We start from the raw sequence: 25,311 nt of genomic DNA, 5'->3' as shown, positions 1-25,311 counted from the left end.
CTCCGGCAAATTGTTATTGTGCACCGCATCATTTTCTGACTCGTACCTGTTGACGTGTCGCGAAACAATGCCCGTGTACCTCTTCAGTTCCCATTTCGCGAACAAAAGATAGCGACGTTCCGAAATCTGCCGTGATCACCTAACGGTTTGAGAAAAAAGGTAAAATGTCAGCCTTGCGGCAAAATCGTGGCAGGCGGGAAGCACTGCCGCAATTTTAATCAGCAAGTGGTTATGTACGTATCCCGAAAGCCTGTACCGGCTTTTCGGAAAGCTCATGCGCAATAGAATTGGTAGAGCATCCTTAAACAACGCGCGTCCTCAAGACGTGCAAAGACGCTCCAAATCCTTGAAACTACGCCGGTATCCTGACGACCACTTCAGACTTTTCGCCGGCTTTCGGTTCGAAAGACGGAGCCTTCGTCCTTTTACCATTTACCTCAAGCGAGATGGCTTTGGCCTTGGTGTCGCGGATAACGCGAACCCTGAGCTCGGCCCCCAGCACCTTGAGCGTTGCCGCATAACCGTTCCAATGGCTGGGGAGTTTCGGCCTGAACTGAATGCGCTCTCCCCTGCGTTCAATGCCGAGGATGCCTTCGACCGCCGCGCGATAAAGCCAACCGGCCGAGCCGGTATACCAGGTCCAGCCGCCGCGGCCGCCCTTGCCTTGGCCGGCGTAGACGTCGGCCGCGACGACATAAGGCTCGACGCGGTAGGTCTGGGCAGCGGCCTCGTCGAGCGCGTGGTTGACCGGATTGAGCATCGAGAAACAGCGGTAGGCGTCGTCGGTGCGTCCCATTTCGGCGAGTGCGATGACGAACCATGTCGCCGCATGGGTGTACTGGCCACCGTTTTCACGGACACCCGGCGGGTAGCTCTTGATGTAGCCCGGGTTCTGTTCCGTCTTGGAGAAGGGTGGGGTGAAAAGCTTGACGATCTTGAGCTCGTCGTCGACGAGCATTTTCATCGCCTGCTGCATCGCCGTGGTCGACCGCGCCGGATCGCCCTCGCCCGACAGAACGCTCCACGATTGGGCAATCGAGTCGATCTTGCACTCCTTCGAACCGCGCGACCCCAGCGGCGTGCCGTCATCGAAGCTGCCGCGACGATACCATTCACCATCCCAGGCCGTGCTTTCCAGCGCCCGCTTCAGCAGGTCGGCGTGTTTTGTCCAGGCTTGCACGTGCTTGGTGTCGCCTTCCGCCTTGGCGACAGCCGCAAAGTCGCCCAACGTCTTCAGCAGGAACCAGCCCAGCCAGACGCTCTCACCCTTGCCGTGCTCGCCGACACGGTTCATGCCATCGTTCCAGTCGCCACCGAGGATCAGCGGCAGCCCGGCGGGACTGCTGCGCTTGACGGCAAGGTCGAGCGCGCGCGCGCAATGATCATAGAGCGAAGCGGTCTTCTTCGAGACCTCGGGGGTGAAGAAGGCGTCATGCTCGCCTTCTTCCAGCGCCTGCCCTTCGATGAAGGGCAGTTGTTCCCTGAGGATCTCGGTGTCGCCGGTCACCAGCAAGTAGTGGGCCGTGGCATGGGCGAGCCAGACCACATCGTCGGAAATCATGGTGCGGACGCCTGCCTCGCTGCGCGGCAGCCACCAATGCTGCACGTCGCCTTCGGGGAATTGCCGCCGCGCCGCGTTGAGGATCTGGTCGCGCGCCAGTTTCGGATCATGGGCAAGCAAGGCCAGCGTGTCCTGCAACTGATCGCGGAAGCCGAAGGCACCGCTCGCCTGGTAAAAAGCGGAGCGGGCGCGGATGCGGCAGGCAAGGCTCTGATAGGGCAGCCAGTGGTTGACCATGGCGTCGAGCGCCTTGTCCGGGGTCTCGACCTGGATGGTGTCGAGGAACCCTCGCCACGTGCGCTCGTTGTCAGCCAGCCGCTGATCGAAATCCTTGCCGCTATGATGCTGCACCAGGGCGCTGGCTTCCTCGGCAGAGGCTGCATCGCCGAGCAGCCACAGCAACGTCACGTCGCCGCCGGCAGGGATGTCGATGTCCCGTGCAATTGCAGCACAAGGATCGTCGCCGGCCTCGACGCGGCCCGACAGGCTGGCGCCGCTGAGCACGGCCTGCGGAAGGTCGCTGGTGCCGTGCCGACCGATGAACTCGCCGCGGTCGGCCGTGACCGACTGTGCCGCGCTGTCGGCGGCCAGGAAGGCGATCCGCTCGCTGAAGTCGAGCCCGTAGGGATGTTGCGCCAGCAACGCGCCCGTCGCGGCATCCCTGGATGGAACGATCGTCGCCGCCGTGCGCGAACGATGGCTGCCAAGAACCCATTCCGCATAGGCATAGACGCGCAGGCGCGCCGGCACCGAACCCGAATTCTGGATTCGCAATCGGGAGATTTTCACCGGATCGACCGGATCCACCACATGGGTAAGGTCCATCGACAGCGGCCCGCGCTTCGAACGGAAAGTCGAAAAACCCTGCCCGTGCCATGTTTCGTAGGTCATGGCGGGATCGCGCACCACGGCCGCCATCGGCGAGAACGCCCGGCCACTGGCATGATCGTAAATATAGATGCCCTCGCCGGGCCGGTTGGTGACCGGATCGTTCGCCCACGGCGTCAGTTGATAGTCGCGGCTGTTTCGGCTCCAGGTGAAGGCAGCGCCTTCAGCCGAAACATGGAAACCGAACGAGGCGTTGGAGACGACGTTGATCCAGGGCTGCGGCGTCGTGCGCCGGCCAGCAAGGCGCACGACATAGTGGCGTCCGTCGCCCTCGAAGCCGCCAAAACCGTTCCACTGGTTGAGCCCGCTGCCGTCGGCACTGCCTTCGAGCGAGGCCTGGGTAGCCCATGTCTGTGGTGGTGGTGAAGACGGTTCGCGAAGCCCTGCGGCACCCGCCGGCTGCAGGGCGTCTCGCGCTTGCAGCGCAGCGGCCTCGGCGCGCTCGATCTGATCGAAGATGGTACCGTTGCGCGTGTGCAGGACGACGCGGGCGACGGCGAGCAGCGTCTTGTAGGTCGTCTCGTCCATCAGGTCGCGGCGCACTGCGAAGATGTGCTGGCGGGGTCCGAGTTCCTTGCCACGCAGGCGACTGTTTTCGCACAGCGTCTCGACCGCCCGTTGCAGATCCTGCACGTAGGATGAAGCCTGCTCGTTGACGACGACAAAGTCGATCATCATGCCGCGGGCGCGCATATATTCCTGAAAGCGGAGCGCCTGGGCGACGATTTCGAGGTCGGCGACATCGCCGATCCTGACCAGGAAAATCGGAAAGTCGCCGGATATGCTGGTCGGCCACAGGCCGGACTGCTTACCGAGTCCGGAGGCGATCGATTCGGCCGGAAGGCGCAGGAACGGATCGGGATAGATCAAATAGCGCGCCAGCTTCTGCACATTGGCGGCATCGGCCAGGCTGAGGCCGAGATGACGGGTCTGCACCTGCGAGCGGGTCCAGGCGAGCATCGCCTGGCGGGCGAAGGCTTCCGGATGATCGAGCCGCGCAATGGCTTCTTCGAGCTCGGCACGGTTGGCGCCGACGGCAGTCCAGAAGGTCAGCGAGATCTTCTTGTTCGCTGGCACGCGCACCTGCCGGCGAAGTGCTGCAACCGGATCCAACGTGAAGCCGGAATGGCCGCCAAGCTTGGCGCCGGGATCGAAGGCGGCTGCCTCGGCAATGGTGCGGCCGCGGCCGATAAAGGCCCGCCGGTCGGTCTCGGCCCCGGCGTCGCGCGCCGACCCAGACGGGTCGGTGACGAAATGCACCATAGTGACGTCAGGCTCGTTCGTTTCCCGCTTGCGCCTTGTGGCGAAGATCGCTGCGTTGTTCGCAGCGATTTCGGTTTCCACGAACATTTTCGAGAAGGCCGGATGCGCGTTGTCGGATACGTCGGAGCCCAGCACCAGTTCGGCAAAGGAGGTCACTTCGATATGCCGGTCGACCGCGCCGTCATTGTAGAGCGTCACCCGCCGGCCTTCGCCGTTTCCCTCCGAGATGACGATGCATTCGACCTCGGAACGCAACGATCCCACCGATTTGACGAAGCTCGCCTTGTCGTCGGAGAACAGCGTCTGCACCTCTTCGTTGGTGGCACGCTTCGGCTCGGCGGTGGCCGACCACCAGTCGCCGGTGCCGGCATCGCGCAGGAAAATGTAGGAGCCAAGGCGATCCTCGGTCGGATCTGGCTGCCAGCGCGTGACGGCAAGCTCGCCCCAGCGGCTATAGCCGGAGCCGGTCGCGGTGACCATGACCGAGTAGCGGCCATTGGACATGACGCTGGTCGAACGCAGCGCCCTGAGCGGGTCGAGCACGATGCGCGTATCAGGGCTCTCGACTTCCGTTTCGTCCTTCGACCGTTCGTCGGCCTCGGTCCTGACGGTGGCGGTGGGGATGTCGCGCGGCGCTCTTTCCTGCAGCAGCAACTCGGCCGACTCGATCACCGGATCGCTGTGGAAGCGGTCGCGCAGGCGTCCTTCGAAGATGGCGTCGGCAACGGCGGCGATCGACATGCCGGAATGGTGGGCCATGTAGTTCAGCACGACGGCATGGTCGGTGCCGTCCGGCACGCGCTGCGGCGTGAAATCGACCGCATCGTAAAAGCCGTGCCGGCCAAGGGCGCCGATCTGCCTCAGCCTGGCCAGGTTCTGCACCGATTCACGCGGGGTGAACTGGGCCGCCAGCACGGTCGCGTAAGGCGCAATCACCGTGTTCTGACCAAGACCTCGCTTCAGGCCCAACCCGGGCACGCCGAAATTGGTGTACTGGTAGGTCAGTTCGCGGTCGCGGGCGTTGTAGGCGGCTTCCGAGATTCCCCAGGGCACGTTCTTCGAGCGGCCGTACTGGATCTGGCGCTTGATGATGAGCTTGCTGGTCTGGTTGAGGATGCTGCCCTGCGGCTCCTTCATCACCAGCGGGGGCATCAGATACTCGAACATCGAGCCGGACCAGGACATCAGCGCGCCCTGGAACCCGATCTCGACGATCGGGCGGCCGAGGTGGAACCAGTGCTCCGTCGGCAGATCGCCCTTGGCGATGGCGAACAGGCTGGTCAGCCGCGCCTCTGAAGCCAGGAGGTCGTAGCAGCTTTCGTCGAGCTGATGCTCCTCGACCCGGTAGCCGATCGACAGGAGCTTGCGTTCCTTCCGCATAAGGAAGGAGAAATCCATCTCGAAGGCGAAGCGGCGCGTGCGCTCGCGCAACGACAGAAGCTTGGCCCGCAAGGCTTCGACGGCATTGTCGTCGCTATGCGCGTCATGGACATGCGCCTCGCAGGTGGCTTCCAATCTCGCCGCCCAGTCGGCGATGATGTCGCTCTGTGTCGATGCGGCCTCGGTATGGATGGCGATGGCGAGCTTGCGGATCTCGCCGGCCAGAACGGCGAGGTTGATGGTGCGGATCGACGCCATCTCGGGTTGGGCCTTGATCGATTCGACCGCCCGCCGCATGCCGTCGAGGCGATCGGCGAGCCGTTGGCGCAACGGCCGCAACTGGCGGCGGTCGTCAGGCAACGCCGCCAGGCTTTCGTCGAGGATCGTCACCGTATCGAGGATGCCCTCGAAGTCGCCCTGCAGGTGGACTGCAGGCGCTTCCGCCCATTCGGCGCAGGCAGCCGCCACCGCCACCAGATGGCCGGCGAGATTGCCGCTGTCGACGGCGGAAATATAGAGCGGATAGAGCGGCTTCAGCGTCGTCGTGTCATACCAGTTGAAGAGATGGCCGCGCTCACGCGGCATGCTCTCGATGGTCGACATCGTGGCGTCGATGCGCGAGGTGGCATCGGACAGGCTGATCCAGCCGAAATCGCGCGCCGAAATCACGGACAGGAGATAGACGCCGATATTGGTCGGCGAGGTGCGGGGCGCCACGACAGGCGCCGGACTTTCTTGGAAATTATCGGGCGGCAGATTGTGGTGCTCGGCCGTCACGAAGGTCTCGAAATAATGCCATGTACGCCGCGCGACCGTGCGCAGCGCATGGATGTCGGCCGCCGATATGCGCAAGCGATCCTCGGTTTCGGCCGAGCGGCTGATCCAGAAGGCGAAGGCCGGCGAGCCGATCCAGAACAGCGCGAAGAAGAAGGCCACGAAAGCGCCGGTGGAATCGGCCAGAACCGGAATGGCGAGGCCGACGACGCCGACAATCACCGCGCCATACATCATGCCGTAATAGGAGCCGAGATCGTTGTCGCCGTTCTTGTGCGCCTGTGAGGCAGTGCGCCATTCCAGCAGGTTCTGCCGACTGACGAACAGGCGGTAGAGCGTACGGATGATGGCATCACCCATCATCCAGGCCAGATGCGCCATCAGCACGATCTTCAGGGCCACCAGGGCGGTGCCGAAGACAACGTCGCGAGCCAATGCCGAGAAATGACCGCGCGGCGTCTGGTCGCCGCTTTTCGGCAGGATGGCGTGGACGATGTCGAACGTCGGCGCCATGAAGAGCGTGAGGATCAGCAGCGCCTGCCACTGCGCGGCCTGCGTGAAGGGCAGCAGCGTCCAGCCTGCGATCGCCGCCATCACCCAGAAGATCGGCGTCAGCGAGCGGCGCAGATTGTCGACCATCTTCCAGCGCGACAACGCCGGCACGCCGGAGCGTGGATCGAGAAGGAAGCCCAGAAGCTGCCAGTCGCCGCGCGCCCAGCGATGGTGGCGCGATGCGTCGACCGAATAGCGGGTCGGATAATCCTCGACCAGTTCGACGTCCGTGACCAGCGCCGCGCGCGCCAGAGCGCCTTCGAGCAGATCGTGGCTGAGGATGGTGTTTTCCTCGATGCGGCCCTTCAGCGCCGCTTCGAAGGCGTCGACATGATAGAGGCCCTTGCCGGTGAAGGAGCCGTCGCCGAAGACGTCCTGATAGATATCCGAGACGGCAAAGACGTAAGGATCGAGGCCGCGATTGGCGGAAAAGACCCGCTGGAAGAAGGATGCGTCGTCGCCGCTGGTCAGCGAGGCGGTGATGCGCGGCTGCAGGATGGTGTAGCCAGCGGTGACAAGGCGCTTTGCCGCATCGAAATGCGGGCGGTTGAGCGGATGGCAAAGTTTGCCGACCAACGCGGCGACGGCATCGCGGGTGGTGCGCGTGTCGGCGTCCAGCGTCATCACATGGACGACGTTTTCCGGCAACGGCACATCCAACGGCAGGAAGGTGGTGTCGCTGTCGCCGCGCAGCAGAAGATTCAGTTCGTGCAGCTTGCCGCGCTTGCGTTCCCAGCCCATCCAGGCGCCTTGGGATTCATTGTAGAGCCGCCGGCGGTGCAGGACGTAGAAACGCGGCGCGCCTTCGCTGGGATAGCGGGCGTTCAGCCGCGCGATCTCGTCGCGGGCATATTGGAGGATCTCAATATCCGCCGCATCGATTTCGGTTTTGCTGTCCGGCCAGTCCGAAAGCAGCGCGAAATGGATTTCGTCCGCCGTGTTGGCCAGGTGATGCACTTCGATGTTGCGGATGTTCTCCTCGACGTCATCGCGCGAGCCGATCAGCGACGGCACCACCACCAGGGTGCGCGCCTCGGGCGGCATGCCGCGTCTGTAGTCGTAGCCGACGAGGCGCGTCGGCTTCAGGAACAATGAGACGACAGTGTTGAAGAACGCAAGCGCGCCTTCGCTGGCCGGCACGGCAAACAGCGCCAGCATCAAGACGATCGACGGCACGGACAGGCCGAGAGTGGCAAGGGCGTTGCCGGAGAGGATCAGAAGCAGGACCGTCAGCGCGAACACCGGCACGACAATGCCCAGCCATCCGGTCTTGCGGAACGCCCGTTTGATCGTGACGCTGACGGTCGGCCGATAGCCGATCGCCTTTTCCAGCTCCAGCCGGCGCGGGCCGACCAGGAAGAACCCGACATCGGTGTGAGCGGTCGGACCGGTGCCGGTGGCATCGTTGACAGCGGCGTGGCCGGCGAGTTCGATGGCCTTTTCGGCGACGCGGAATTCGGAACGGTCGGAACGGCGCGCCAATTCCTCGATCGCGGTCCGATATTGGTCGCGCGAGAAGAAATCGAGCGTGGCGAAGTCGGTGCGCTCGCGCAGCAAGGTGTCGATGCGGCTGACACCTTCGAACCAAACCGTCCAGTCGATATCGTTGATGAGTCTGAGGCCGCGGATGATGTTACCAGTGGTCACATTGCCGCCGGACAGCGTGCGATGCTCGCTGATGATGATTTCCTCGGCATCCGAGCCGGACTTTTCAAGCTCGTTCTCCAGCCATTCCAACGCCCTGCCGGCATTTTGCGACCCGTCGCGCAGCCGGTAGAGCAATTGGGTGGCAAAGGTGGTGTCCTGGGCATGGGGGACGTAGCTCGACAGGATTGCCTGACGGTCGGCGCTGTCGTCGATCGCCAGCACGCGATCGGCAACCTCGTTGGCAATCTGGCGCATCTGCCGGGTGCGATTGACCCGGACCGCGATCCGGCGAAGATTTTCGATCAGAACGAAGCGCAGCAGCGACGGCAGCGCCCAGAGCTCGCCGATCTTCAGCGGCTCGATGGACTGAAAGCCTTCGACGATCGCCTTGAACATGGTCGCCGAGACGGAACTGTCCGAATGCGCGACATAGGTCCAGGCCAGCGCAAGCGCGCGCGGCACGCTGGCGCCGTCGGACAGTTTCAGGGTCGGCAACTGTCGATAGAAACGGCGCGGCAGGTCGCGTTTGACTTGAAAGATGGTTTCCTCGACCAGATAGTTGTTGTCGAGCAGCCATTGCGCCGCCGGGGTGATCGTCTCGCCTCTCGCCTGCGCGGCGTTGGTCGAGCGGTAGACTTCGAGGATCTTCCTGGCGCTGTCGCGTATGCGTGGCTGGAAATCGAACGGCTCCAGCCCGAACAGATCCCTGACGTCGCCCTGAGCGAGGCTTGTACCCAGCGTGCGCAGGCGCTCTTCCGGCAGAAAATTGGAGCGTATCGGCTCTTCGGTGATGGCCGGGAAGCCCGCGCTCGTTTTTTCCATTTGGGTGGGGTTTGTCTGGATATTCATTGAAAATTCCGTATGGGGGACGCATAGCGGCGTCACCGCCACGGCAATGTCCCTAAAACCGATTCAAATGCAATTGGTTGCATCGAAACATGGGCCGAAAGTCTGTTTTCGCACCACAACGCCAGACGATCGCCCCCTCGCTTCCGTCAGGACGTGATCGACGGAAGGATTCAGGCTTTTTCGTGATGTGGACTTCAGCTTACGGCATATTCCGCCGGTGTCGCGATCATGTTTCGAAACAGGCGTTAATCGTTTGCGGCTACGCGATCGATGCGGATGACGAACAGCGTCGCCGTTCGGGCAGGCTCCAGGCGCCGTTTCTTGGCGTCCGGCCCGAGCCACAGCGTGTCGCGCGGTCCGATGCGGACAGGCGCCGCGCCGGCCACCGTGATCTCCCCGTCAAGACACAGGACGAGGGTCGCATCGGCCGCCGACTGGATGTCCGTCTGAGCCGAAATCACCACGCGCTCGACAGTGTGGGTCATCCGTCCGCGCCGCGTCATGACGTTGAGATCGGTGATCGGACCGGCGACCAGCGCCGCCTGCGTCGGCACATCGGCAGGAAAGGAAAGCGGGGCGGAAGCCTTGGTCACCGTAGCCGCCGGGCGGCCGGCGATATCAAGAATAACCCCCTCGCCTCCCAGCACGGCCAAGGTTCGGTCCACTCCGGTAAAACCCGAGAAAGGCCCGCCGCTGTCGACGCGCGCCATCGAGACGCGCCAGTCGAAATCGTCGAGCCCGGCACCTGCCGGCGAGACGGCGATTTCCGTCGTCACCCCGCCGCCGTTCTTCCACGGCATGGACCGGTATTCGGCTGCCCGGAGGATGCGCAAGGCGCGGCTCAGCCGAGGATGCCGGGCAGGTTGAGCTGGTGCTCCCTGGCGCAGTCGATGGCGATGTCATAGCCGGCATCGGCGTGGCGCATGACGCCGGTCGCGGGGTCGTTCCACAGCACCCGCTCCAGGCGTTTGGCCGCTTCACGTGTGCCGTCGGCGACAATGACCATGCCGGCATGCTGCGAAAAGCCCATGCCGACGCCGCCGCCATGATGCAGCGACACCCAGGTTGCGCCGGAGGCGGTGTTGAGCAGCGCGTTGAGCAACGGCCAGTCGGACACGGCGTCCGAGCCATCCTTCATCGCTTCCGTCTCTCGGTTCGGCGAGGCGACCGAGCCGGAATCGAGATGATCGCGGCCGATGACCACCGGCGCCTTGAGCTCGCCCTTCGCCACCATTTCGTTGAAGGCGAGGCCAAGCCGGTGGCGGTCGCCGAGACCGACCCAGCAGATGCGCGCCGGCAGACCCTGGAAGGCGATGCGCTCGCGCGCCATGTCGAGCCAGTTGTGCAGATGGGTGTTTCCGGGCGTCAGTTCGCGCACCTTGGTGTCGGTCTTGTAGATGTCCTCCGGGTCGCCTGAAAGGGCTGCCCAGCGGAACGGGCCGATGCCGCGGCAAAACAGCGGGCGGATGTAAGCCGGCACGAAACCCGGGAAGGCAAAGGCGTTCTCGAATCCTTCCTCCTTCGCCACCTGGCGGATGTTGTTGCCATAGTCGAGCGTCGGCACGCCGGCGTTCCAGAACGCCACCATAGCCTCGACATGTTCGCGCATCGACGCGCGCGCCGCCTTTTCGACCGCCTTCGGGTCGCTGGTGCGCTTCTCTCGCCATTCGGCGAGCGACCAGCCCTTGGGCAGATAGCCGTTGAGCGGATCATGCGCCGACGTCTGGTCGGTGACCATGTCGGGGCGCACGCCGCGCCGCACCAGTTCCGGCACGATGTCGGCGGTGTTGCCGACCAGGCCGACCGATTTCGCCTCGCCGGCCCTTGTCCAGCGCTCGATCTTTTCCAGCGCCTCGTCGAGCGTGTCGGCGCGTTCGTCGACATAGCGGGTGCGCAGCCTGAAATCGATGCGGTCGGGATCGCATTCGATCGCCAGGCAGCAGGCGCCTGCCATGACCGCGGCCAGCGGCTGGGCGCCGCCCATGCCGCCCAGGCCGCCGGTCAGGATCCATTTGCCCCTGAGATTGCCGCCATAATGCTGGCGGCCGGCCTCGACGAAGGTCTCGTAGGTGCCCTGCACGATGCCTTGCGTGCCGATGTAGATCCACGAGCCGGCCGTCATCTGGCCGTACATCATCAGACCCTTCTTATCGAGCTCGTTGAATTTCTCCCATGTCGCCCAGTGCGGCACCAGGTTGGAATTCGCGATCAGCACGCGCGGCGCATCGGTGTGCGTCCGAAACACGCCGACCGGCTTGCCAGACTGCACCAGGAGCGTCTCGTCATCTCCAAGCGTCTTCAGAGAGGCGACGATACGGTCGAAATCGTTCCAGGTGCGCGCCGCCCGGCCGATGCCGCCATAGACGACCAGTTCGTTGGGGTTTTCGGCGACGTCGGGATCGAGATTGTTCATCAGCATGCGCAACGGCGCTTCCGTCAGCCATGTGCGGGCGTTGAGCTCGCTGCCGCGCGGACTGCGGACTTCGCGGATGTTATGACGAGGATCGGTCATGGTGTCACTGTCCCTTTCGAATGAGCTGTGCGGAGGAGCGTCAGCGCCCGGCCCAGGCAATCGCGCTTTCCAGAATCCGCTGCAGCGTGGCGCGGATCGGCGCGGCGAATGCGGGGTCGTAAGGCACCGGCCAATTGTCGGGCGTCCCCTTGCCCTCGGGCTCGCGCATATAGCCGCGGTTGGAGAGTTCCATCTGCAGCGTATGGACGTTGTTTTGCGGCTGGCCGAAATTGCGCGTAATCCAGCCACCCTTGAAGCGGCCATTCACAACGTATGTCTCGCCGGTTTCGGCGAGAATCTGGCCGACCGTTGCCTGCAGGGCCGGATCGGCGCTCTTGCCGTCATTGGTGCCCAAATTGAACACCGGCAACGTGCCCTCGAACAGGCGCGGCAATACCGAGCGGATCGAGTGGCAGTCATAGACGACGGCCCTGCCATGAGCACCCTTTATCCGCGCAACTTCTCCTGCAATTTCGCTGTGATACGGGAAAAAAAAGCGACGGCTCCGATGTTCTATCTCTTCAGCGTCTGGTTCCAAGCCGGGGCGATAGAGCGGATCGCCGTCAAACGTCTCGGTTGGGCAAAGACCGGTAGTGGTTTGGCCGGGATACAGAGAAACACCAGACGGATCGCGATTGACGTCGATGACGCTGCGCGAGATCGACGTCCGAATAACGCTGGCGCCAAGATCAGCCGCAAAGTCATAGAGTTGTTCGATCCACCAGTCCGTGTCGCGACGTGCGAGCCACGGCGAAACGAACCGATCTTCCAAACCAGCCAAATCGGTGCCGGTATGCGGCAAGCTGACAAGCAGCGGCTTGGTTCCCTCGTGGACGGTAAGCCAGTCGCGTTCGTTCATCATGCCGCTCCAGAAATTGCCGGCAGCGCCACCGCGCCTGCCGCCTTGATCGCCGCGCCGCTGCGCACCATGGCGATGGCCTTTTCCATGTCGGGGTGGAAATGCCGGTCATTGTCGAGATGCGGCACTTCCGCTCTGACCAGCCTGCGCACAGCCTCAAGTGCGGCACTCGACGTCAGCGGCGCATGGAAATCGCAGCCTTGCGCGGCGGCCAGCAATTCGATGCCGATGACGGCCGTCGCATTCTCGACCATGCCGATCAGCCGGCGCGCGCCGTGCGCTGCCATCGAGACGTGGTCCTCCTGGTTGGCCGAGGTCGGGATCGAATCGACGCTGGCCGGATAGGCCTTCTGCTTGTTTTCCGAAACGAGGGCCGCCGCCGTCACCTGCGGAATCATGAAGCCGGAGTTCAAGCCGGGCTTCGGCGTCAGGAAGGCCGGCATGCCCGACAGCGCCGGATCGACCAGCATGGCGATGCGCCGTTCCGACAGCGAGCCGATCTCGCAGACGGCGAGCGCGATCATGTCGGCGGCGAAGGCCACCGGCTCAGCGTGGAAATTGCCGCCGGAAAGCGCTGTGTCGTCCTCGGCGAAGATCAGCGGATTGTCGGTGACGCCGTTGGCCTCGGTGCCCAGCGTGTCGGCGGCCTGGCGCAGCACGCTGAGTGCGGCGCCCATCACCTGCGGCTGGCAGCGCAAGCAGTACGGGTCCTGCACGCGCTCGTCGCCGAGCCGGTGCGATTCACGGATGGCGCTGCCGGCCATCAGGTTGCGCAGCGCCTCAGCCGTCTCGATCTGGCCAGGATGCTTCCTGAGCAGATGGATGCGCGGATCGAATGGGGCGTCGGAGCCCTTGGCGGCGTCGGTCGAAAGCGCGCCGGCGACAAGCGCCGACTGATAAAGCACTTCGGCGTCGAACAGGGCGGCCAGCGCATAGGCGGTCGAAAACTGTGTGCCGTTGAGCAGCGCCAATCCTTCCTTGGCGCCAAGGATGACCGGCTCCAGCCCGTGCGAAACAAAAGCGACCTTGGCCGGAACGCGGCCATGCGGGGTAAAGCACTCGCCGACGCCGATCATCACCGCCGTCATGTGCGACAGCGGCGCGAGATCGCCGGATGCGCCGACGGAGCCTTGCGCCGGCACCACCGGGATGACGTCGTTGGCCAGCATCGCTTCCAGCAACTCGATGGTCTGTGGCCGCACGCCGGAAGCGCCCTGCGCCAGGCTGGCCAGCTTCAGCGCCATCATCAGCCGGCAAACAGCAACCGGCATCGGTTCGCCGACGCCGGCGGCATGCGACAGCACGATGTTGCGTTGAAGCGTCTCGAGGTCGGCGGCGGGAATGCGGACGCTGGCCAGCTTGCCGAAACCGGTGTTGATGCCATAGACCGGCTCGCCCTTGGCAACGATCCGCGCAACCGCCTCGGCGCTGGCCTTGATCTTCGGCCGGCAGGCAGCGTCCAGCTTCGGCACGGCACCACGATAGACTTCGCGCCAGTCGGCCAGCGCTGCGTTGCCCGGCTTGAGTTTAAGTTCGCTCATCGTCCTCTCCAGATGCGGGCATGCAGCGGGTTGAAGCCCATGCGGTAGACGAGCTCGGCCGGGCGCTCGATGTTCCAGATCGCCAGGTCTGCCGATTTTCCGGCCTCCAGCGTACCGGTCTTTCCGAACAGCCCCAGCGCGCGGGCAGCCTCGCGGGTGACACCGGCGAGGCATTCCTCCACGGTCAGGCCAAACAAGGTCGCTGCCATGTTCATGGTCAGCAGCAGTGAGGTCAGCGGCGAAGTGCCGGGATTGCAGTCGGTGGCGACCGCCATCCTGACGCCGTGCTGACGAAACAGTCCGATCGGCGGCTTCTTGGTCTCGCGGATGAAATAATAGGCGCCTGGCAGGATCGTCGCCACGGTTCCGGCCGTGGCCATCGCCGCAGCACCCGCCTCGTCGGTGTATTCGAGATGGTCTGCCGACAGCGCGCCATAGCGCGCCGCGAGTTCGGCGCCATGCAGATTGGACAGCTGGTCGGCATGGAGCTTTACCGGCAGGCCCGCTGCCTTCGCCGCGTCGAACACCCGAGAAATCTGCTCCGGCGAAAAGGCGATGCCCTCGCAAAAGCCGTCGACGGCATCGGCCAAGCCCTCGGCAGCGACGGCCGGCAAAATCTCCTTTGCGACCAGATCGCTAAAAGCGTCCTTGTCGCCTTTCGCTTCGGGCGGCAGGGCATGAGCGCCGAGGAAGCTCGTCCTTACTGTTACCGGACGGTGTTCGCCCAGGAGCCGCGCGGCGCGCAGCGATTTCTTCTCGTTTTCGATGTCGAGCCCGTAGCCCGATTTGATCTCGATGGTGGTGAGGCCTTCGGCGATCAGCGCATCGAGGCGCGGCAGCGACTGCGCAACCAGTTCGTGCTCGCCGGCAGCGCGCAGCGCCTTGACCGAGGAAACGATGCCGCCGCCGGCCTTGGTGACCTCTTCATAGGTGGCGCCGGCAAGCCGCATCTCGAATTCGTTGGCGCGGTCGCCGGCATGGACCAGATGGGTATGGCAGTCGATCAGGCCTGGCGTGATCCAGCGGCCTTCGCAATCGACAATCTCGCCCGCTTTGCCGAATACTGTGGGGCCAAATGCCGCCAGCATGTCGGCTTCTGGGCCGGCATAAACGATCAGGCCATCGCGCGCGGCAATCGCGCCGTGTTCGACGATGCCAAGTCCAGCGGCGCTTTCGGCCATGGTCGCCAGGCGTGCGTTGCGCCAGATGCGAATCTTCCCTGCCCGATCTTTGCTCTCTCCAGCCATCATCTTTTCCGTTTCAATCGGTGGCGATTATGTATATACATATTGAAGTTCGTTGCAAGTGCTATCATCATACCGCCAGATGGGATTTTGGAGAAAAACGTGACGACGATCTTTGCGGAACAGGCGCTTCTGCCCGACGGCTGGCATTCCGATACCCGGATCGTCATCGCTGAAGGCCGCATCGCGACGGTCGAGCCGGACGCCACATCCCAGCCCGGCGACGAACGCCATGCCATCCTGCTGCCAGGCATGCCGAATCTGCACAGCCATGCCTTCCAGCGCGGCATGGCCGGCCTTGCCGAGTTGCGCGGGCCCTCCGCCGACAGTTTCTGGAGCTGGCGCGAGGTGATGTACCGCTTCGCCCTGTCGATGACGCCGGAACAGGTCGAATCGGTCGCGGCCCAGCTCTATGTCGAGATGCTGGAGGCCGGCTTTTCGCGCGTCGGCGAGTTTCACTATCTCCACCACGACCGCGACGGCCGGCCCTATGCCAACATCGCCGAGATGGCCGAGCGCATCACTGCCGCGGCTGTCGACACCGGCATTGGGCTGACACTGCTGCCGGTCTTCTATGCGCATTCCTCCTTCGGCGGCGCCGCGCCGAATGAAGGCCAGCGGCGATTTATCAACGATATGAATCGGTTCTCGCGGCTTGTTGAGAAATGCCGCGAATCCGTCCGCAGCTTGAATCAAGCCGTCGTTGGCGTCGCCCCGCACAGTCTGCGCGCCGTGACGCCAGATGAATTGGAAAACATCGCGGCACTAGTGCCGGACGGACCGATCCACATCCATGTCGCCGAGCAAGTGAAGGAGGTTGAGGACTGTCTTGCCTGGTCCGCGGTGCGGCCGGTCGAATGGCTGCTCGCCAACGCCAAGGTCGATAAGCGCTGGTGCCTGATCCACGCCACCCACATGACCGAGACCGAGACGGCGGCCATGGCGAAGAGCGGAGCGATCGCCGGCCTCTGCCCAATCACAGAGGCCAATCTCGGCGACGGCACCTTTGCCGCACCTTTGTTCAAGCAACATGGCGGCCGCTTCGGCGTCGGCTCCGATTCAAACGTGCTGATCGGCCTGCCGGACGAATTGCGGCAGCTCGAATATTCGCAGCGCCTCGCCCACCGCGCCCGCAACGTGCTTGCGGTCGCCAGTGGCTCGACCGGCCGTGCGCTGTTCGATGCGGCACTCGACGGCGGCAGTGCCGCCCTTGGCGCAGGACCCTCGCGGATCGCCGCCGGTGCCTCAGCCGATTTCGTCTCGCTCGATGGCAACCACCCTTCGCTTGCAGGCAAGACGGGCGATGCGGTGCTCGACGTCTGGATCTTCGCCAACGGCACCAAGGTCGATTGCGTCTGGGTGCATGGCAAGAAACTGGTCAGCGGCGGCAGGCATACAAGGCGCGATGCCATTGCCGAGCGTTTTCGCAAGGTGATGGCGGCGCTTTCGGCATGAGCACGATCGAGACAATGGATGTGGATGTCGGCGAACCTCTCTCGCTGCACCAGCGCATCCTGTCCGACATCAGCGAGCGGATCCTGTCCGGCGCATGGGCGCCCGGTCACCGCATCCCGTTCGAGCACGAACTGACGGCCGAGTACAAATGTTCTCGCATGACGGTCAACAAGGCACTGTCGCAGCTCGCCAAGGCCGGGCTGATCGAGCGCCGCCGCCGCTCCGGAAGCTTCGTCCGGCGGCCGCAATCGCAGGCCGCGGTGTTGGAAATCCACGACATCAGGATCGAGGTCGAGGCGCTCGGCCTGCCCTATCGCTACGAGCGTGTGGCGCGACACAAAAGGCGCAGCAGCGCCGAGGATCGCGCCTTGCTGGAACTCGCCGCCGCCGGACCGGTTCTGGCGCTGGAGTGCCGGCATTTCGCCGGCAAGCGGCCGTTCGCCCACGAACAGCGGCTGATCAACCTTGCCGCGGTGGCCGAGGCCGCCGACGAGGAATTTCATGCCATGGCGCCCGGGCCTTGGCTGATCGCTCGCGTACCTTGGAGTGCCGCCGAACACCGCATCCGCGCCTTTGCCGCCGACAAACACATTGCGACGGCACTCGATATCGAGGCCGGCGCGCCGTGCCTGGTGGTCGAGCGGCGGACATGGAGCGCCGAGCACCCCGTCACCCATGTCCGTTTCACCTACCCGGCGGACAGCCACATGCTGGTGGCAAGGTTTACGCCTTCGCAGGGAGGGGAGGGTCGCGGAGCAAGTGCCGCAAAGCGGCACTTTGTGACGCGGGGTGGGGTCGGTGCAACCTCGCCCGACCCCACCCCTCGAGGGGGAGGGTAAAGCGCCGCGCCTCAAATCGCCGCGGTAACGATGATCTCGACCAGATATTCCGGTCCGGCAAGCTTGGCTTCGCCGGTGGCGCGGGCCGGGGTGTGGCCCTGCGGCACCCACTTGTCCCACTCCGCGTTCATCTCGGCAAAGGTGCCCATGTCGGCCAGCCAGATGATCGCCTGCAGGATCTTGGTCTTGTCGGTGCCTGCCTTGGCCAGCAACTCATCGATGGCCGCCAGGATTGACTTGGTCTGCTCGCCAACGCTTGCGCCAGGCGTTCCGACCTGACCGGCCAGATAGACGGTGTTGCCGTGGATGACGATCTGGCTCATGCGCGGGCCTACATCGATGCGACGAATGCTCATGGGACGTTTCCTTCTCTTGTCGGTCGCGCCTCTTTAGAGTCGCGGTCGGTCTCGGGCAAGGTCGCCTGAGCGAATCCTCTTGAGCCAACAGGCGCAAGGAAAAGGCACGAGACAATCTCCTCGGTCGCCGCACTTCCGCCCGATTGGCTTGTTGACTAATGTAATAACATCACATATCCAGTCGGCCGCCGCCTGCAGCCGCGCGGATCGTAGTCGCCCACGGATCGTCACATGACCCAAACCTGCCTGACCTTCCGCGACCTGACGCTGGGCTACAACAGCCATCCGGCGATCCATCATCTCGACGGCACGATCCGCCGGGGATCACTGACCGCCGTCGTCGGCGCCAACGGATCGGGGAAGTCGACCCTGATGAAAGGCATCGTCGGCGTGTTGAAGCCGATGGCCGGCACGGTTGTCCGCGCGCCCGGCGTGCGCGCCGCCTATCTGCCGCAGCAGTCGGAGCTCGACCGCTCCTTTCCCGCCCGGGTCGTCGATCTGGTTTCGCTAGGGCTGTGGCCGCGGCGTGGCCTGCTCGGCCGCCATACCAGGGAAGATCGCGCTGCGGTCAGCCAGGCGCTGATGGCCGTCGGCCTCGGCGGCTTCGAAACGCGCCCGATCGACACGCTGTCCGGCGGCCAGTTGCAGCGCACGCTGTTTGCCCGCGTGCTGTTGCAGGACGCCGACCTCATCCTGCTCGACGAGCCGTTCAACGCCGTCGACACCAAGACGGTCGGCGACCTGATCGCGCTGATCAAGCGCTGGCATGGCGAGGAGCGCACCATCATGGTGGTTGTCCACGATCTGGAACTGGTGCGCCAGAATTTCCCCGAGACGCTGCTGCTGGCGCGCCAGCCAATCGCCTGGGGCGAGACCAAGGAAACGCTGCGGCCGGAAAACCTGTTGCGCGCGCGCCACTTCCACGAAGCCTGGGAGGAGAACGCGCCCTGGTGCGAGCCCGACAGCCACGAGCACGGTGATCACGCTCACGACCATGGGCACGACCATCATCACGGTTCCGGACCGAGGGCGGCATGATGGAAACGCTCTACGGGTTTTTCATCGCTCCGTTCGCCGATTTCGCCTTCATGCAGCGGGCACTTTTCGGGTCGCTAATGCTGTCGCTCGGCGCCTGCCCCGTCGGCGTGTTCCTGATGCTGCGGCGCATGAGCCTTTCGGGTGACGCCATGGCCCACGCCATCCTGCCGGGTGCCGCCGCCGGCTTCCTGTTCTATGGGCTGGAGATCTTGCCGATGACCATCGGCGGGTTGATTGCCGGCATCATCGTGGCGCTCGGCGCCGGCGCCGTCTCGCGCTTCACCATCCAGCGCGAGGACGCCTCGATGGCGGCCTTCTATCTGATTTCGCTGGCCATCGGCGTGCTGATGGTGTCGATCCGCGGCTCCAGCGTCGATCTCATGCATGTGCTGTTCGGCACCGTGCTGGCACTCAACAATGAAGCGCTGACGCTGATCGGCGGCATCGTCCTGGTCACGCTGGTCAGCCTCGCCATCTTCTGGCGGGCACTGGTCGCCGAATGTCTCGACCCGCTGTTCCTGCGTTCGGTCAGCCGGCTGGGCAGCCCGGTGCACTTCATCTTCCTTGGCCTCGTCGTGCTCAACCTCGTCGGCGGCTTCCAGGCGCTCGGCACGCTGCTTTCCGTCGGGCTGATGATACTGCCTGCGGCCGCCGCGCGCTTCTGGACAATGCGCGTCGAACCGATGTGCGTGCTGGCGGTGCTGATCGGCTTTGCCTCCTGCGTCGCGGGGCTGCTCTTGTCCTATCACGCGTCACTGCCTTCCGGCCCGGCCATCATCCTGTCCGCCGGCGTCGTCTATTTCGCCTCGATCCTGTTCGGCACGCGCGGCATCCTGCGCGCCCGTATCGTCCATCACCGCCACAGAACCGCCTGATCCCAACAAAGGAGACCGTCCATGCTAAAATCGATCCGCGCCGTCTTGGCAATGAGCGTTATAACATTAACAGCCTTTGGCGCGTCGTCGGCCATCGCGGAACCGCTGAAAGTGGTCGCAAGCTTCACGGTCATTGCCGATTTCGCCAAAAATGTCGGCGGCGACCGCATCAATCTGACCACCATCGTCGGGCCGGACGGCGATGCGCATGTCTACGAGCCGAACCCGGCTGACGCGGTGGCCATGGCCGGGGCGGATGTGGTGCTGGTCAACGGCCTGCATTTCGAAGGCTTTCTGCAGCGCCTGATCGACGCCAGCGCCACCAAGGCGACAATCGCCGTTCTGACCAGGGGAGTCACACCGATCAATTTCAAGCCGGAATTCGCCGATGCCGACGCCCATGAAGACGCAGATACCGGCGGCGAGACGGCTACCGATCCGCACGCCTTCCAGTCGATCGCCAATGCCAAGATCTACGTGAAGAACATCGCCGACGCTTTCTGCACCGCCGACGCCGACGGTTGCGACAGCTACAAGGCCAACGCCGTCGCCTATACCGAGAAGCTCGACGCGCTCGAGGGCGAAGTGCAGGCGGCGATCCAGTCGATCCCGAAAGAGAAGCGCGTCGTCATCACCTCGCATGATGCCTTCGGCTATTTCGAAAAGGCCTATGGCCTCACCTTCCTGGCCCCCGAAGGGGTATCGACCGAGTCGGAGCCTTCCGCCGCCGACGTCGCCAGGCTGGTCAGCCAGGTGAAGCAGGACAAGGCGGCGGCGGTCTTCATCGAAAACATCACCAACGCACGGCTGATCGAGCAGATCGCCAGCGAGACTGGCATCAAGGTAGGAGGCACGCTCTACTCGGATGCATTGTCGCAGCCCGACGGCCCAGCCTCGACCTATATCGACCTGATGCACAACAACATCGCCCAGATCAAAGGCGCGATCCTCGGAAGCTGAGGCCCGCACCACCAGGAAAAAAGCGGAGCCAGACTCCGCCTTTTTTGGGCGATAATTTGTTATGTAATAACATATCGCACTATCAAACCCGTTTCAACCGCGGCCAACCTTCGGATACGACATGCTTCAGACTTCCAAACGCCTCCCTGTCACTGTGCTCTCCGGCTTTCTCGGCGCCGGCAAGACCACGCTTTTGAACCACATATTGTCGAACCGCGAAGGTCGGCGCGTCGCCGTCATCGTCAACGACATGAGCGAGATCAACATCGATGCCGAGCTGGTGCGCGACGGCGCCGACCTTTCGCGCACCAATGAGAAGCTGGTGGAAATGTCGAACGGCTGTATCTGCTGCACATTGCGCGACGATCTGCTTAAGGAAGTCCGCGCGCTCGCCGAACAGGGCCGCTTCGACTATCTGCTGATCGAATCCACCGGCATTTCCGAGCCGCTGCCGGTCGCCGCGACCTTCGATTTCCGCGACGAGAATGGCGACAGCCTTGCCGATGTCGCCCGCCTCGACACGATGGTGACGGTGGTGGACGCGCTCAACCTGCTCAAGGACTATTCCTCCTCGGATTTCCTGCGCCAACGCGGTCAATCGCTCGGCCAGCAAGATAGCCGCGCGCTGGTCGACCTTCTGGTTGAGCAGATCGAGTTCGCCGACGTAGTGGTGCTGAACAAGATCGGCGCGGCAAGCACACATCAGCGCGACATGGCGCGCCTGATCGTGCGCGCTCTCAACCCCGACGCCGAGATCGTCGAAGCCGATTTCGGCAAGGTGCCGCTCGACAAGGTGCTTGCCACCGGTCGCTTCGACTTCGACAAAGCGCAGCAAAATCCGCTCTGGTTCAAGGAGCTCAACGGATTTCGCGACCATATCCCCGAAACGGAGGAATATGGTATCCGCTCGTTTGTCTATCGGGCGCGAAAACCGTTCGAGCCCGCCCGATTCCAGGCCTTCATTGACCGTGCATGGCCGGGCGTCGTGCGCGCCAAGGGCTTTTTCTGGCTCGCCACCCGACCGCGTCACGTCGGCGAGCTGAGCCAGGCCGGCGCGCTGGTCAGAACCGAAAAGCGCGGCTTGTGGTGGGCGTCGGTACCATCGGGCCAATGGCCCGACCATCTCGAATGGCGGGAGAGCATGCGGCGCTATCTCGATCCCGTCTGGGGCGACCGGCGCCAGGAGATGGTCTTCATCGGCTGCGAGCCGATGGACGAAGCCCGCATCCGCGCCGAACTGGACGACTGCCTGATCGAGGCCAAGGCCTTCGAGCCCGAACTCTGGCGCGGACTGCCCGACCCATTCCCAGACTGGAAAGCCTGAGCTGGATTCTCCGCCGGAAATGTCTATCTGCACGAGTGGGATTTCATTCTGCGCGGATTGCCGGCCTCGTCGGGGAGTGGCAAGACTGTCGCCAAACCAAATTGCGAGGACAGGACATGGAATATCGTCAGATCAGTGAGGACTATTCGGTCTCGGGCCAGATCCAGCCCGAAGAGGTCGCCGCCATCAAGGCCGCCGGCTTCAAGAGCGTCATCTGCAACCGACCGGATGACGAACAGCCCGGCCAGCCTTCGGCGGACAGCATCAAGGCGGCGGTCGAAGCCGCCGGGCTCGCCTTCCGCTACATCCCCGTCATCAGCGGCCAGATCACGGCCGACAATGTCGAGGATCAAGCCGAGGCTCTGGATGAGTTGGAAGGCCCGGTCTTCGCCTATTGCCGTTCCGGTGCACGCTGCACCAACCTCTACGGGCTGATCCAGCAGTCGAAGGGTTAGATCGGCAGCGCTCCGGTTTCCTTCAGCGTTTCGAGCACGATCGCCGTCTTCACATGTTGCACGGATTCGTGCGGCAAGAGCACGCCGTTGACGAATTCCGACAGCGACTTCAGGTCCGGCGTCACCACCTTCAGGATATAGTCCATCTCGCCCGTCAGCGCGTGCGCCTCCTGCACCTCCGGCAGCCGCGCCACCAATTCGCCGAAGCGCTGCGCATTGTCGCGATTGTGAGTAGCGAGCGTTACCGATATGACGTTGACCAGCGAGAAGCCGAGCTTGTCGCGGTCGAGCACGGCGCGATAGCCCCTGATATAGCCGTCCTCCTCCAGCCTCTGACGGCGGCGCGAACATTGCGACGCCGACAGGTTCACCCGTTCGGAAAGATCGTTGTTGGTCAGCCGTGCATCGCCCTGCAACAGAGCCATTATCTTGCGGTCAAACTGATCAACGCGCGCATCATCCATGGATTCTTTCCCATATGTGCACAGTTCGCGCATCACCTAATCATTTCAAGCGTTTGAATGCAAGCACCATGCGCCCGCTCCGCGCTATCATTGCGTCGAAATGGCCTTTTCCGGCCACGCCAACTTTTGGAGGACTATGCCATGGGCCCCTTCCCGCACGACGCCCCGCCCGCAAAGATAAGCAAGGCCAACCCTGCCGGCACCGACGGCTTCGAGTTCGTCGAGTTTGCGCATCCCGAGCCGGAAAAGCTCGCCGAGCTTTTCACCCGCATGGGTTATGTGCCGGTGGCCAAGCATCGCACCAAGAACATCACCGTCTGGCGGCAGGGCGACATCAACTATGTCGTCAATGCCGAACCCGGCTCGCATGCGATGAAATTCGTCGACAAGCACGGCCCCTGCGCGGCCTCGATGGCCTGGCGGGTGGTCGACGCCAAGCACGCGTTCGACCATGCCGTCGCCAAGGGCGCGAGACCTTATGAAGGCACCGACAAGGCGATCGATGTGCCGGCAATCGTCGGCATCGGCGGCTCGCTGCTTTATTTCATCGAGGTCTACGGTGAGAAGGGCTCGGCCTACGACGCCGAGTTCGACTGGCTGGGCGCGCGCGACCCGAAGCCGGAAGGCGTCGGCTTCTATTATCTCGACCACCTCACCCACAACGTCTATCGCGGCAACATGGACAAATGGTGGGATTTCTATCGCGACCTGTTCGGCTTCAAGCAGATCCATTTCTTCGACATCGACGGTAAGATCACCGGGCTGGTCAGCCGCGCCATCACCTCGCCCTGCGGCAAGATCCGCATCCCGCTTAACGAGTCCAAGGACGAGACCAGCCAGATCGCCGAGTATCTGAAGAAGTACAATGGCGAAGGCATCCAGCACATCGCCGTCGGCACGGACGAGATCTACGGCGCCACCGACAGGCTGGCCGCCAACGGGCTGAAGTTCATGCCCGGCCCGCCCGACACCTATTACGACATGTCCCATGGCCGGGTGCACGGGCATGACGAGCCGATCGAGCGCATGAAAAAGCACGGCATCCTGATCGACGGCGAAGGCGTGGTCGACGGCGGCACGACCAAGATCCTGCTGCAGATCTTTTCAAAAACCGTGATCGGCCCAATCTTCTTCGAATTCATCCAGAGGAAGGGCGACGAAGGTTTTGGGGAAGGCAATTTCCGCGCTTTGTTCGAATCGATCGAGCAAGACCAGATCAAGCGCGGCGTGCTGAAGGTGCAAGCGGCGGAGTAGGCGGATGCGCCCTCCTTGCGGTTCGATCAATTATGACCTAAATTCTGGTCATAAAGGATCAGCCCATGAACATCTCTATCGCCGAAGCCAAAGCGAAACTGTCGGAACTTGTCAGCCGGGCGCAAGCCGGTGAAGAGATCGTGCTCACCCGGCACGGCAAGGTCGCTGCTCGCCTCGTACCGCCAGCATCGGCCGACCTTCTGCCTCGCATCGGCGCTTTGAAGGGTAAAATCTGGATCGCAGACGATTTTGACGAACTCGGTCCCGAATGGGACGAGTACGTTAAATGACGATCGGCCCATTTCTCGCCGACACGCAAATCATCCTTTGGTCGATTGCGGACAATCCTCGTCTTCGCGAGCCGCATCGTGCCATTCTGGCGTCAGATGCGGTCGTCTTTGCCAGCGCGGCCAGCGTTTGGGAGATCGCCATCAAGCGCGCTATCGGAAAGCTCGAAGCTCCCGATGATCTGGCAGCGCTGCTTCCGCAGATGCGCTTTCTTCCCCTCACTATTACGTTTCAACATGCGCAAAGGGTTGGCGGTCTGCCTCATCACCACGGTGATCCATTTGACAGGCTTCTCATCGCGCAGGCGCAAGTGGAGGAACTAACCATTCTGACGGCTGACCCGCATTTCGCCCGTTACGATGTCGCCTTGGCCTGATTGCTTAGTTCCAGCCGCTCGACCTCCGCCTTCCTCAGCTTCAAATCGTAGTCGAGCAAAAACTCGTCGAGTTGCGGCGGCGCAACCGAGGTGCCTGACAGCATCGCATGCACCTGGCCGCGATGATGGATGTCGTGCAGGAAGACATGGGCGAGGATGTCGCCGATGCGCTCGGGGATCATGCCGTCCTCGCGCCGGTCAGTGATGACCCTTCGGTCGAGATCGTCCGCTGAGAGCCGATCGCAAAATGCGATCAGCCGCCGGTCGGATGCAGCCTGGGCGGCAAACAGCGCCTGTGGTTCATCGAACGGCACGAAATCGTCATGGGCCGCGGCGCCAACGCCGCCCTCTTCGAGAAAATCGAGATAGAGATAATCGACCGCCAAGATGTGATTGAGGGTTGCCTTGATCGAGGGGAAGAAGCTGGTTCGCTCGGCCTCGAATTCACCGGGCTTAAGCTGCAGCACGGCGCGATAGAGCCGGTCGTTCGACCAGAGATTGTTGCCGGCCATGCGTCGGAAATGATCGACTAGGTTCATCCTTTTCGAACTCCTCCC

18 protein-coding genes and 1 pseudogene are annotated in these 25,311 nt (G+C 63.3%); 10 read left to right on the top strand and 9 right to left on the bottom strand.

The features are described from left to right. Positions 1-352: 352 nt before the first annotated feature. The 6 genes from IQ26_RS21175 to hutI all read right to left on the bottom strand — a co-directional run bounded on the left by IQ26_RS21175 (position 353) and on the right by hutI (position 15,073). A complete protein-coding gene (locus IQ26_RS21175) occupies positions 353-8,914 on the bottom strand; it encodes a glycoside hydrolase family 94 protein (protein ID WP_145720293.1) in 8,562 nt (2,853 codons plus the stop codon). Between the two features lie 245 nt (positions 8,915-9,159). Next, the gene (locus IQ26_RS21170) at positions 9,160-9,747 is read right to left on the bottom strand and encodes a HutD/Ves family protein (protein WP_145720292.1); all 588 of its coding nucleotides are present in this window, start codon (positions 9,745-9,747) and stop codon (positions 9,160-9,162) included. 8 nt (positions 9,748-9,755) lie between these two features. Beyond that, positions 9,756-11,426 (bottom strand): urocanate hydratase, encoded by a 1,671-nt coding sequence (gene hutU / locus IQ26_RS21165; RefSeq protein WP_145720291.1) that lies wholly within the window; start codon positions 11,424-11,426, stop codon positions 9,756-9,758. Between the two features lie 40 nt (positions 11,427-11,466). Next, positions 11,467-12,285 (bottom strand): N-formylglutamate deformylase, encoded by an 819-nt coding sequence (gene hutG / locus IQ26_RS21160; protein ID WP_407660230.1) that lies wholly within the window; start codon positions 12,283-12,285, stop codon positions 11,467-11,469. Beyond that, positions 12,285-13,826, bottom strand: a complete 1,542-nt coding sequence (gene hutH / locus IQ26_RS21155) for a histidine ammonia-lyase (protein WP_145720289.1) — start codon at positions 13,824-13,826, stop codon at positions 12,285-12,287. The genes hutG and hutH overlap by 1 nt, the downstream gene beginning before the upstream one ends. After that, positions 13,823-15,073, bottom strand: a complete 1,251-nt coding sequence (hutI, locus tag IQ26_RS21150; protein WP_145720288.1) for an imidazolonepropionase — start codon at positions 15,071-15,073, stop codon at positions 13,823-13,825. The genes hutH and hutI overlap by 4 nt, the downstream gene beginning before the upstream one ends. 99 nt (positions 15,074-15,172) lie before the next feature. On the opposite strand from hutI, the gene IQ26_RS21145 reads away from it, so the two are divergent. Together IQ26_RS21145 and hutC are read left to right on the top strand one after the other, a co-directional pair. Next, on the top strand, positions 15,173-16,525 hold the full coding sequence (locus IQ26_RS21145) for a formimidoylglutamate deiminase (RefSeq protein WP_145720287.1): 1,353 nt from the start codon (positions 15,173-15,175) through the stop codon (positions 16,523-16,525). Continuing rightward, positions 16,522-17,256, top strand: a pseudogene (gene hutC, locus IQ26_RS21140) (histidine utilization repressor); the annotation flags it as partial. The gene IQ26_RS21145 and the pseudogene hutC, both read left to right, overlap by 4 nt. A gap of 119 nt (positions 17,257-17,375) precedes the next feature. On the opposite strand, the gene IQ26_RS21135 reads toward hutC, so the two are convergent. Beyond that, positions 17,376-17,720, bottom strand: a complete 345-nt coding sequence (locus IQ26_RS21135; protein WP_145720285.1) for a RidA family protein — start codon at positions 17,718-17,720, stop codon at positions 17,376-17,378. 231 nt (positions 17,721-17,951) lie between these two features. Between IQ26_RS21135 and aztA the strand changes: the two genes are divergently transcribed. The 5 genes from aztA (at position 17,952) to IQ26_RS21110 (ending at position 22,372) form a co-directional block, all read left to right on the top strand. After that, positions 17,952-18,758, top strand: a complete 807-nt coding sequence (gene aztA / locus IQ26_RS21130) for a zinc ABC transporter ATP-binding protein AztA (protein WP_145720284.1) — start codon at positions 17,952-17,954, stop codon at positions 18,756-18,758. Beyond that, positions 18,758-19,633 (top strand): zinc ABC transporter permease AztB, encoded by an 876-nt coding sequence (gene aztB, locus IQ26_RS21125; protein ID WP_145720347.1) that lies wholly within the window; start codon positions 18,758-18,760, stop codon positions 19,631-19,633. Before aztA ends, aztB begins: the two co-directional genes overlap by 1 nt. 21 nt (positions 19,634-19,654) lie before the next feature. Then, complete coding sequence (gene aztC, locus IQ26_RS21120; RefSeq protein ID WP_145720283.1) at positions 19,655-20,593, top strand: zinc ABC transporter substrate-binding protein AztC; 939 nt, start codon at positions 19,655-19,657, stop codon at positions 20,591-20,593. 121 nt (positions 20,594-20,714) lie between these two features. Further along, positions 20,715-21,917 carry a zinc metallochaperone GTPase ZigA gene (zigA, locus tag IQ26_RS21115; RefSeq protein ID WP_145720282.1) on the top strand — a complete coding sequence of 401 codons (1,203 nt, stop codon included), beginning with the start codon at positions 20,715-20,717 and terminating at the stop codon, positions 21,915-21,917. 116 nt (positions 21,918-22,033) lie between these two features. Beyond that, a complete protein-coding gene (locus IQ26_RS21110; RefSeq protein ID WP_145720281.1) occupies positions 22,034-22,372 on the top strand; it encodes a protein tyrosine phosphatase family protein in 339 nt (112 codons plus the stop codon). Here the strand turns inward: IQ26_RS21110 and IQ26_RS21105 are convergent. Then, positions 22,369-22,836, bottom strand: coding sequence for an Lrp/AsnC family transcriptional regulator (locus IQ26_RS21105; protein ID WP_077372472.1), 468 nt, complete (start codon positions 22,834-22,836; stop codon positions 22,369-22,371). The genes IQ26_RS21110 and IQ26_RS21105 overlap by 4 nt on opposite strands. 141 nt (positions 22,837-22,977) lie before the next feature. Between IQ26_RS21105 and hppD the strand changes: the two genes are divergently transcribed. From hppD to IQ26_RS21090, 3 genes are all read left to right on the top strand, one after another. After that, entirely contained in the window at positions 22,978-24,090 is a 1,113-nt protein-coding gene (hppD, locus tag IQ26_RS21100; RefSeq protein ID WP_145720280.1) for a 4-hydroxyphenylpyruvate dioxygenase, read from the top strand. Positions 24,091-24,155: 65 nt separating this feature from the next. Then, on the top strand, positions 24,156-24,380 hold the full coding sequence (locus IQ26_RS21095) for a type II toxin-antitoxin system Phd/YefM family antitoxin (protein ID WP_145720279.1): 225 nt from the start codon (positions 24,156-24,158) through the stop codon (positions 24,378-24,380). Beyond that, a complete protein-coding gene (locus IQ26_RS21090) occupies positions 24,377-24,754 on the top strand; it encodes a type II toxin-antitoxin system VapC family toxin (RefSeq protein ID WP_145720278.1) in 378 nt (125 codons plus the stop codon). The genes IQ26_RS21095 and IQ26_RS21090 overlap by 4 nt, the downstream gene beginning before the upstream one ends. Here IQ26_RS21090 and IQ26_RS21085 read toward each other — a convergent pair. Then, positions 24,733-25,293 carry a DinB family protein gene (locus tag IQ26_RS21085; protein ID WP_145720277.1) on the bottom strand — a complete coding sequence of 187 codons (561 nt, stop codon included), beginning with the start codon at positions 25,291-25,293 and terminating at the stop codon, positions 24,733-24,735. The genes IQ26_RS21090 and IQ26_RS21085 overlap by 22 nt on opposite strands. Positions 25,294-25,311 lie beyond the last annotated feature (18 nt).

Source organism: Mesorhizobium tianshanense (genome assembly GCF_007830515.1).
Lineage (GTDB): Bacteria > Pseudomonadota > Alphaproteobacteria > Rhizobiales > Rhizobiaceae > Mesorhizobium > Mesorhizobium tianshanense.
This window is presented reverse-complemented; position numbering and strand designations above follow the sequence as displayed.

What these genes read in the sequence shown, in the direction of transcription:
- IQ26_RS21175 (WP_145720293.1), bottom strand. Translation starts at nt 8,914, where the DNA reads ATGAATATCCAGACAAACCCCACCCAAATGGAAAAAACGAGCGCGGGC.
- hutU (WP_145720291.1), bottom strand. Translation starts at nt 11,426, where the DNA reads ATGACCGATCCTCGTCATAACATCCGCGAAGTCCGCAGTCCGCGCGGC.
- hutG (WP_407660230.1), bottom strand. Translation starts at nt 12,285, where the DNA reads ATGAACGAACGCGACTGGCTTACCGTCCACGAGGGAACCAAGCCGCTG.
- hutH (WP_145720289.1), bottom strand. Translation starts at nt 13,826, where the DNA reads ATGAGCGAACTTAAACTCAAGCCGGGCAACGCAGCGCTGGCCGACTGG.
- hutI (WP_145720288.1), bottom strand. Translation starts at nt 15,073, where the DNA reads ATGGCTGGAGAGAGCAAAGATCGGGCAGGGAAGATTCGCATCTGGCGC.
- IQ26_RS21135 (WP_145720285.1), bottom strand. Translation starts at nt 17,720, where the DNA reads ATGAGCATTCGTCGCATCGATGTAGGCCCGCGCATGAGCCAGATCGTC.
- aztA (WP_145720284.1), top strand. Translation starts at nt 17,952, where the DNA reads ATGACCCAAACCTGCCTGACCTTCCGCGACCTGACGCTGGGCTACAAC.
- aztB (WP_145720347.1), top strand. Translation starts at nt 18,758, where the DNA reads ATGGAAACGCTCTACGGGTTTTTCATCGCTCCGTTCGCCGATTTCGCC.
- aztC (WP_145720283.1), top strand. Translation starts at nt 19,655, where the DNA reads ATGCTAAAATCGATCCGCGCCGTCTTGGCAATGAGCGTTATAACATTA.
- zigA (WP_145720282.1), top strand. Translation starts at nt 20,715, where the DNA reads ATGCTTCAGACTTCCAAACGCCTCCCTGTCACTGTGCTCTCCGGCTTT.
- IQ26_RS21110 (WP_145720281.1), top strand. Translation starts at nt 22,034, where the DNA reads ATGGAATATCGTCAGATCAGTGAGGACTATTCGGTCTCGGGCCAGATC.
- IQ26_RS21105 (WP_077372472.1), bottom strand. Translation starts at nt 22,836, where the DNA reads ATGGATGATGCGCGCGTTGATCAGTTTGACCGCAAGATAATGGCTCTG.
- hppD (WP_145720280.1), top strand. Translation starts at nt 22,978, where the DNA reads ATGGGCCCCTTCCCGCACGACGCCCCGCCCGCAAAGATAAGCAAGGCC.
- IQ26_RS21095 (WP_145720279.1), top strand. Translation starts at nt 24,156, where the DNA reads ATGAACATCTCTATCGCCGAAGCCAAAGCGAAACTGTCGGAACTTGTC.
- IQ26_RS21090 (WP_145720278.1), top strand. Translation starts at nt 24,377, where the DNA reads ATGACGATCGGCCCATTTCTCGCCGACACGCAAATCATCCTTTGGTCG.
- IQ26_RS21085 (WP_145720277.1), bottom strand. Translation starts at nt 25,293, where the DNA reads ATGAACCTAGTCGATCATTTCCGACGCATGGCCGGCAACAATCTCTGG.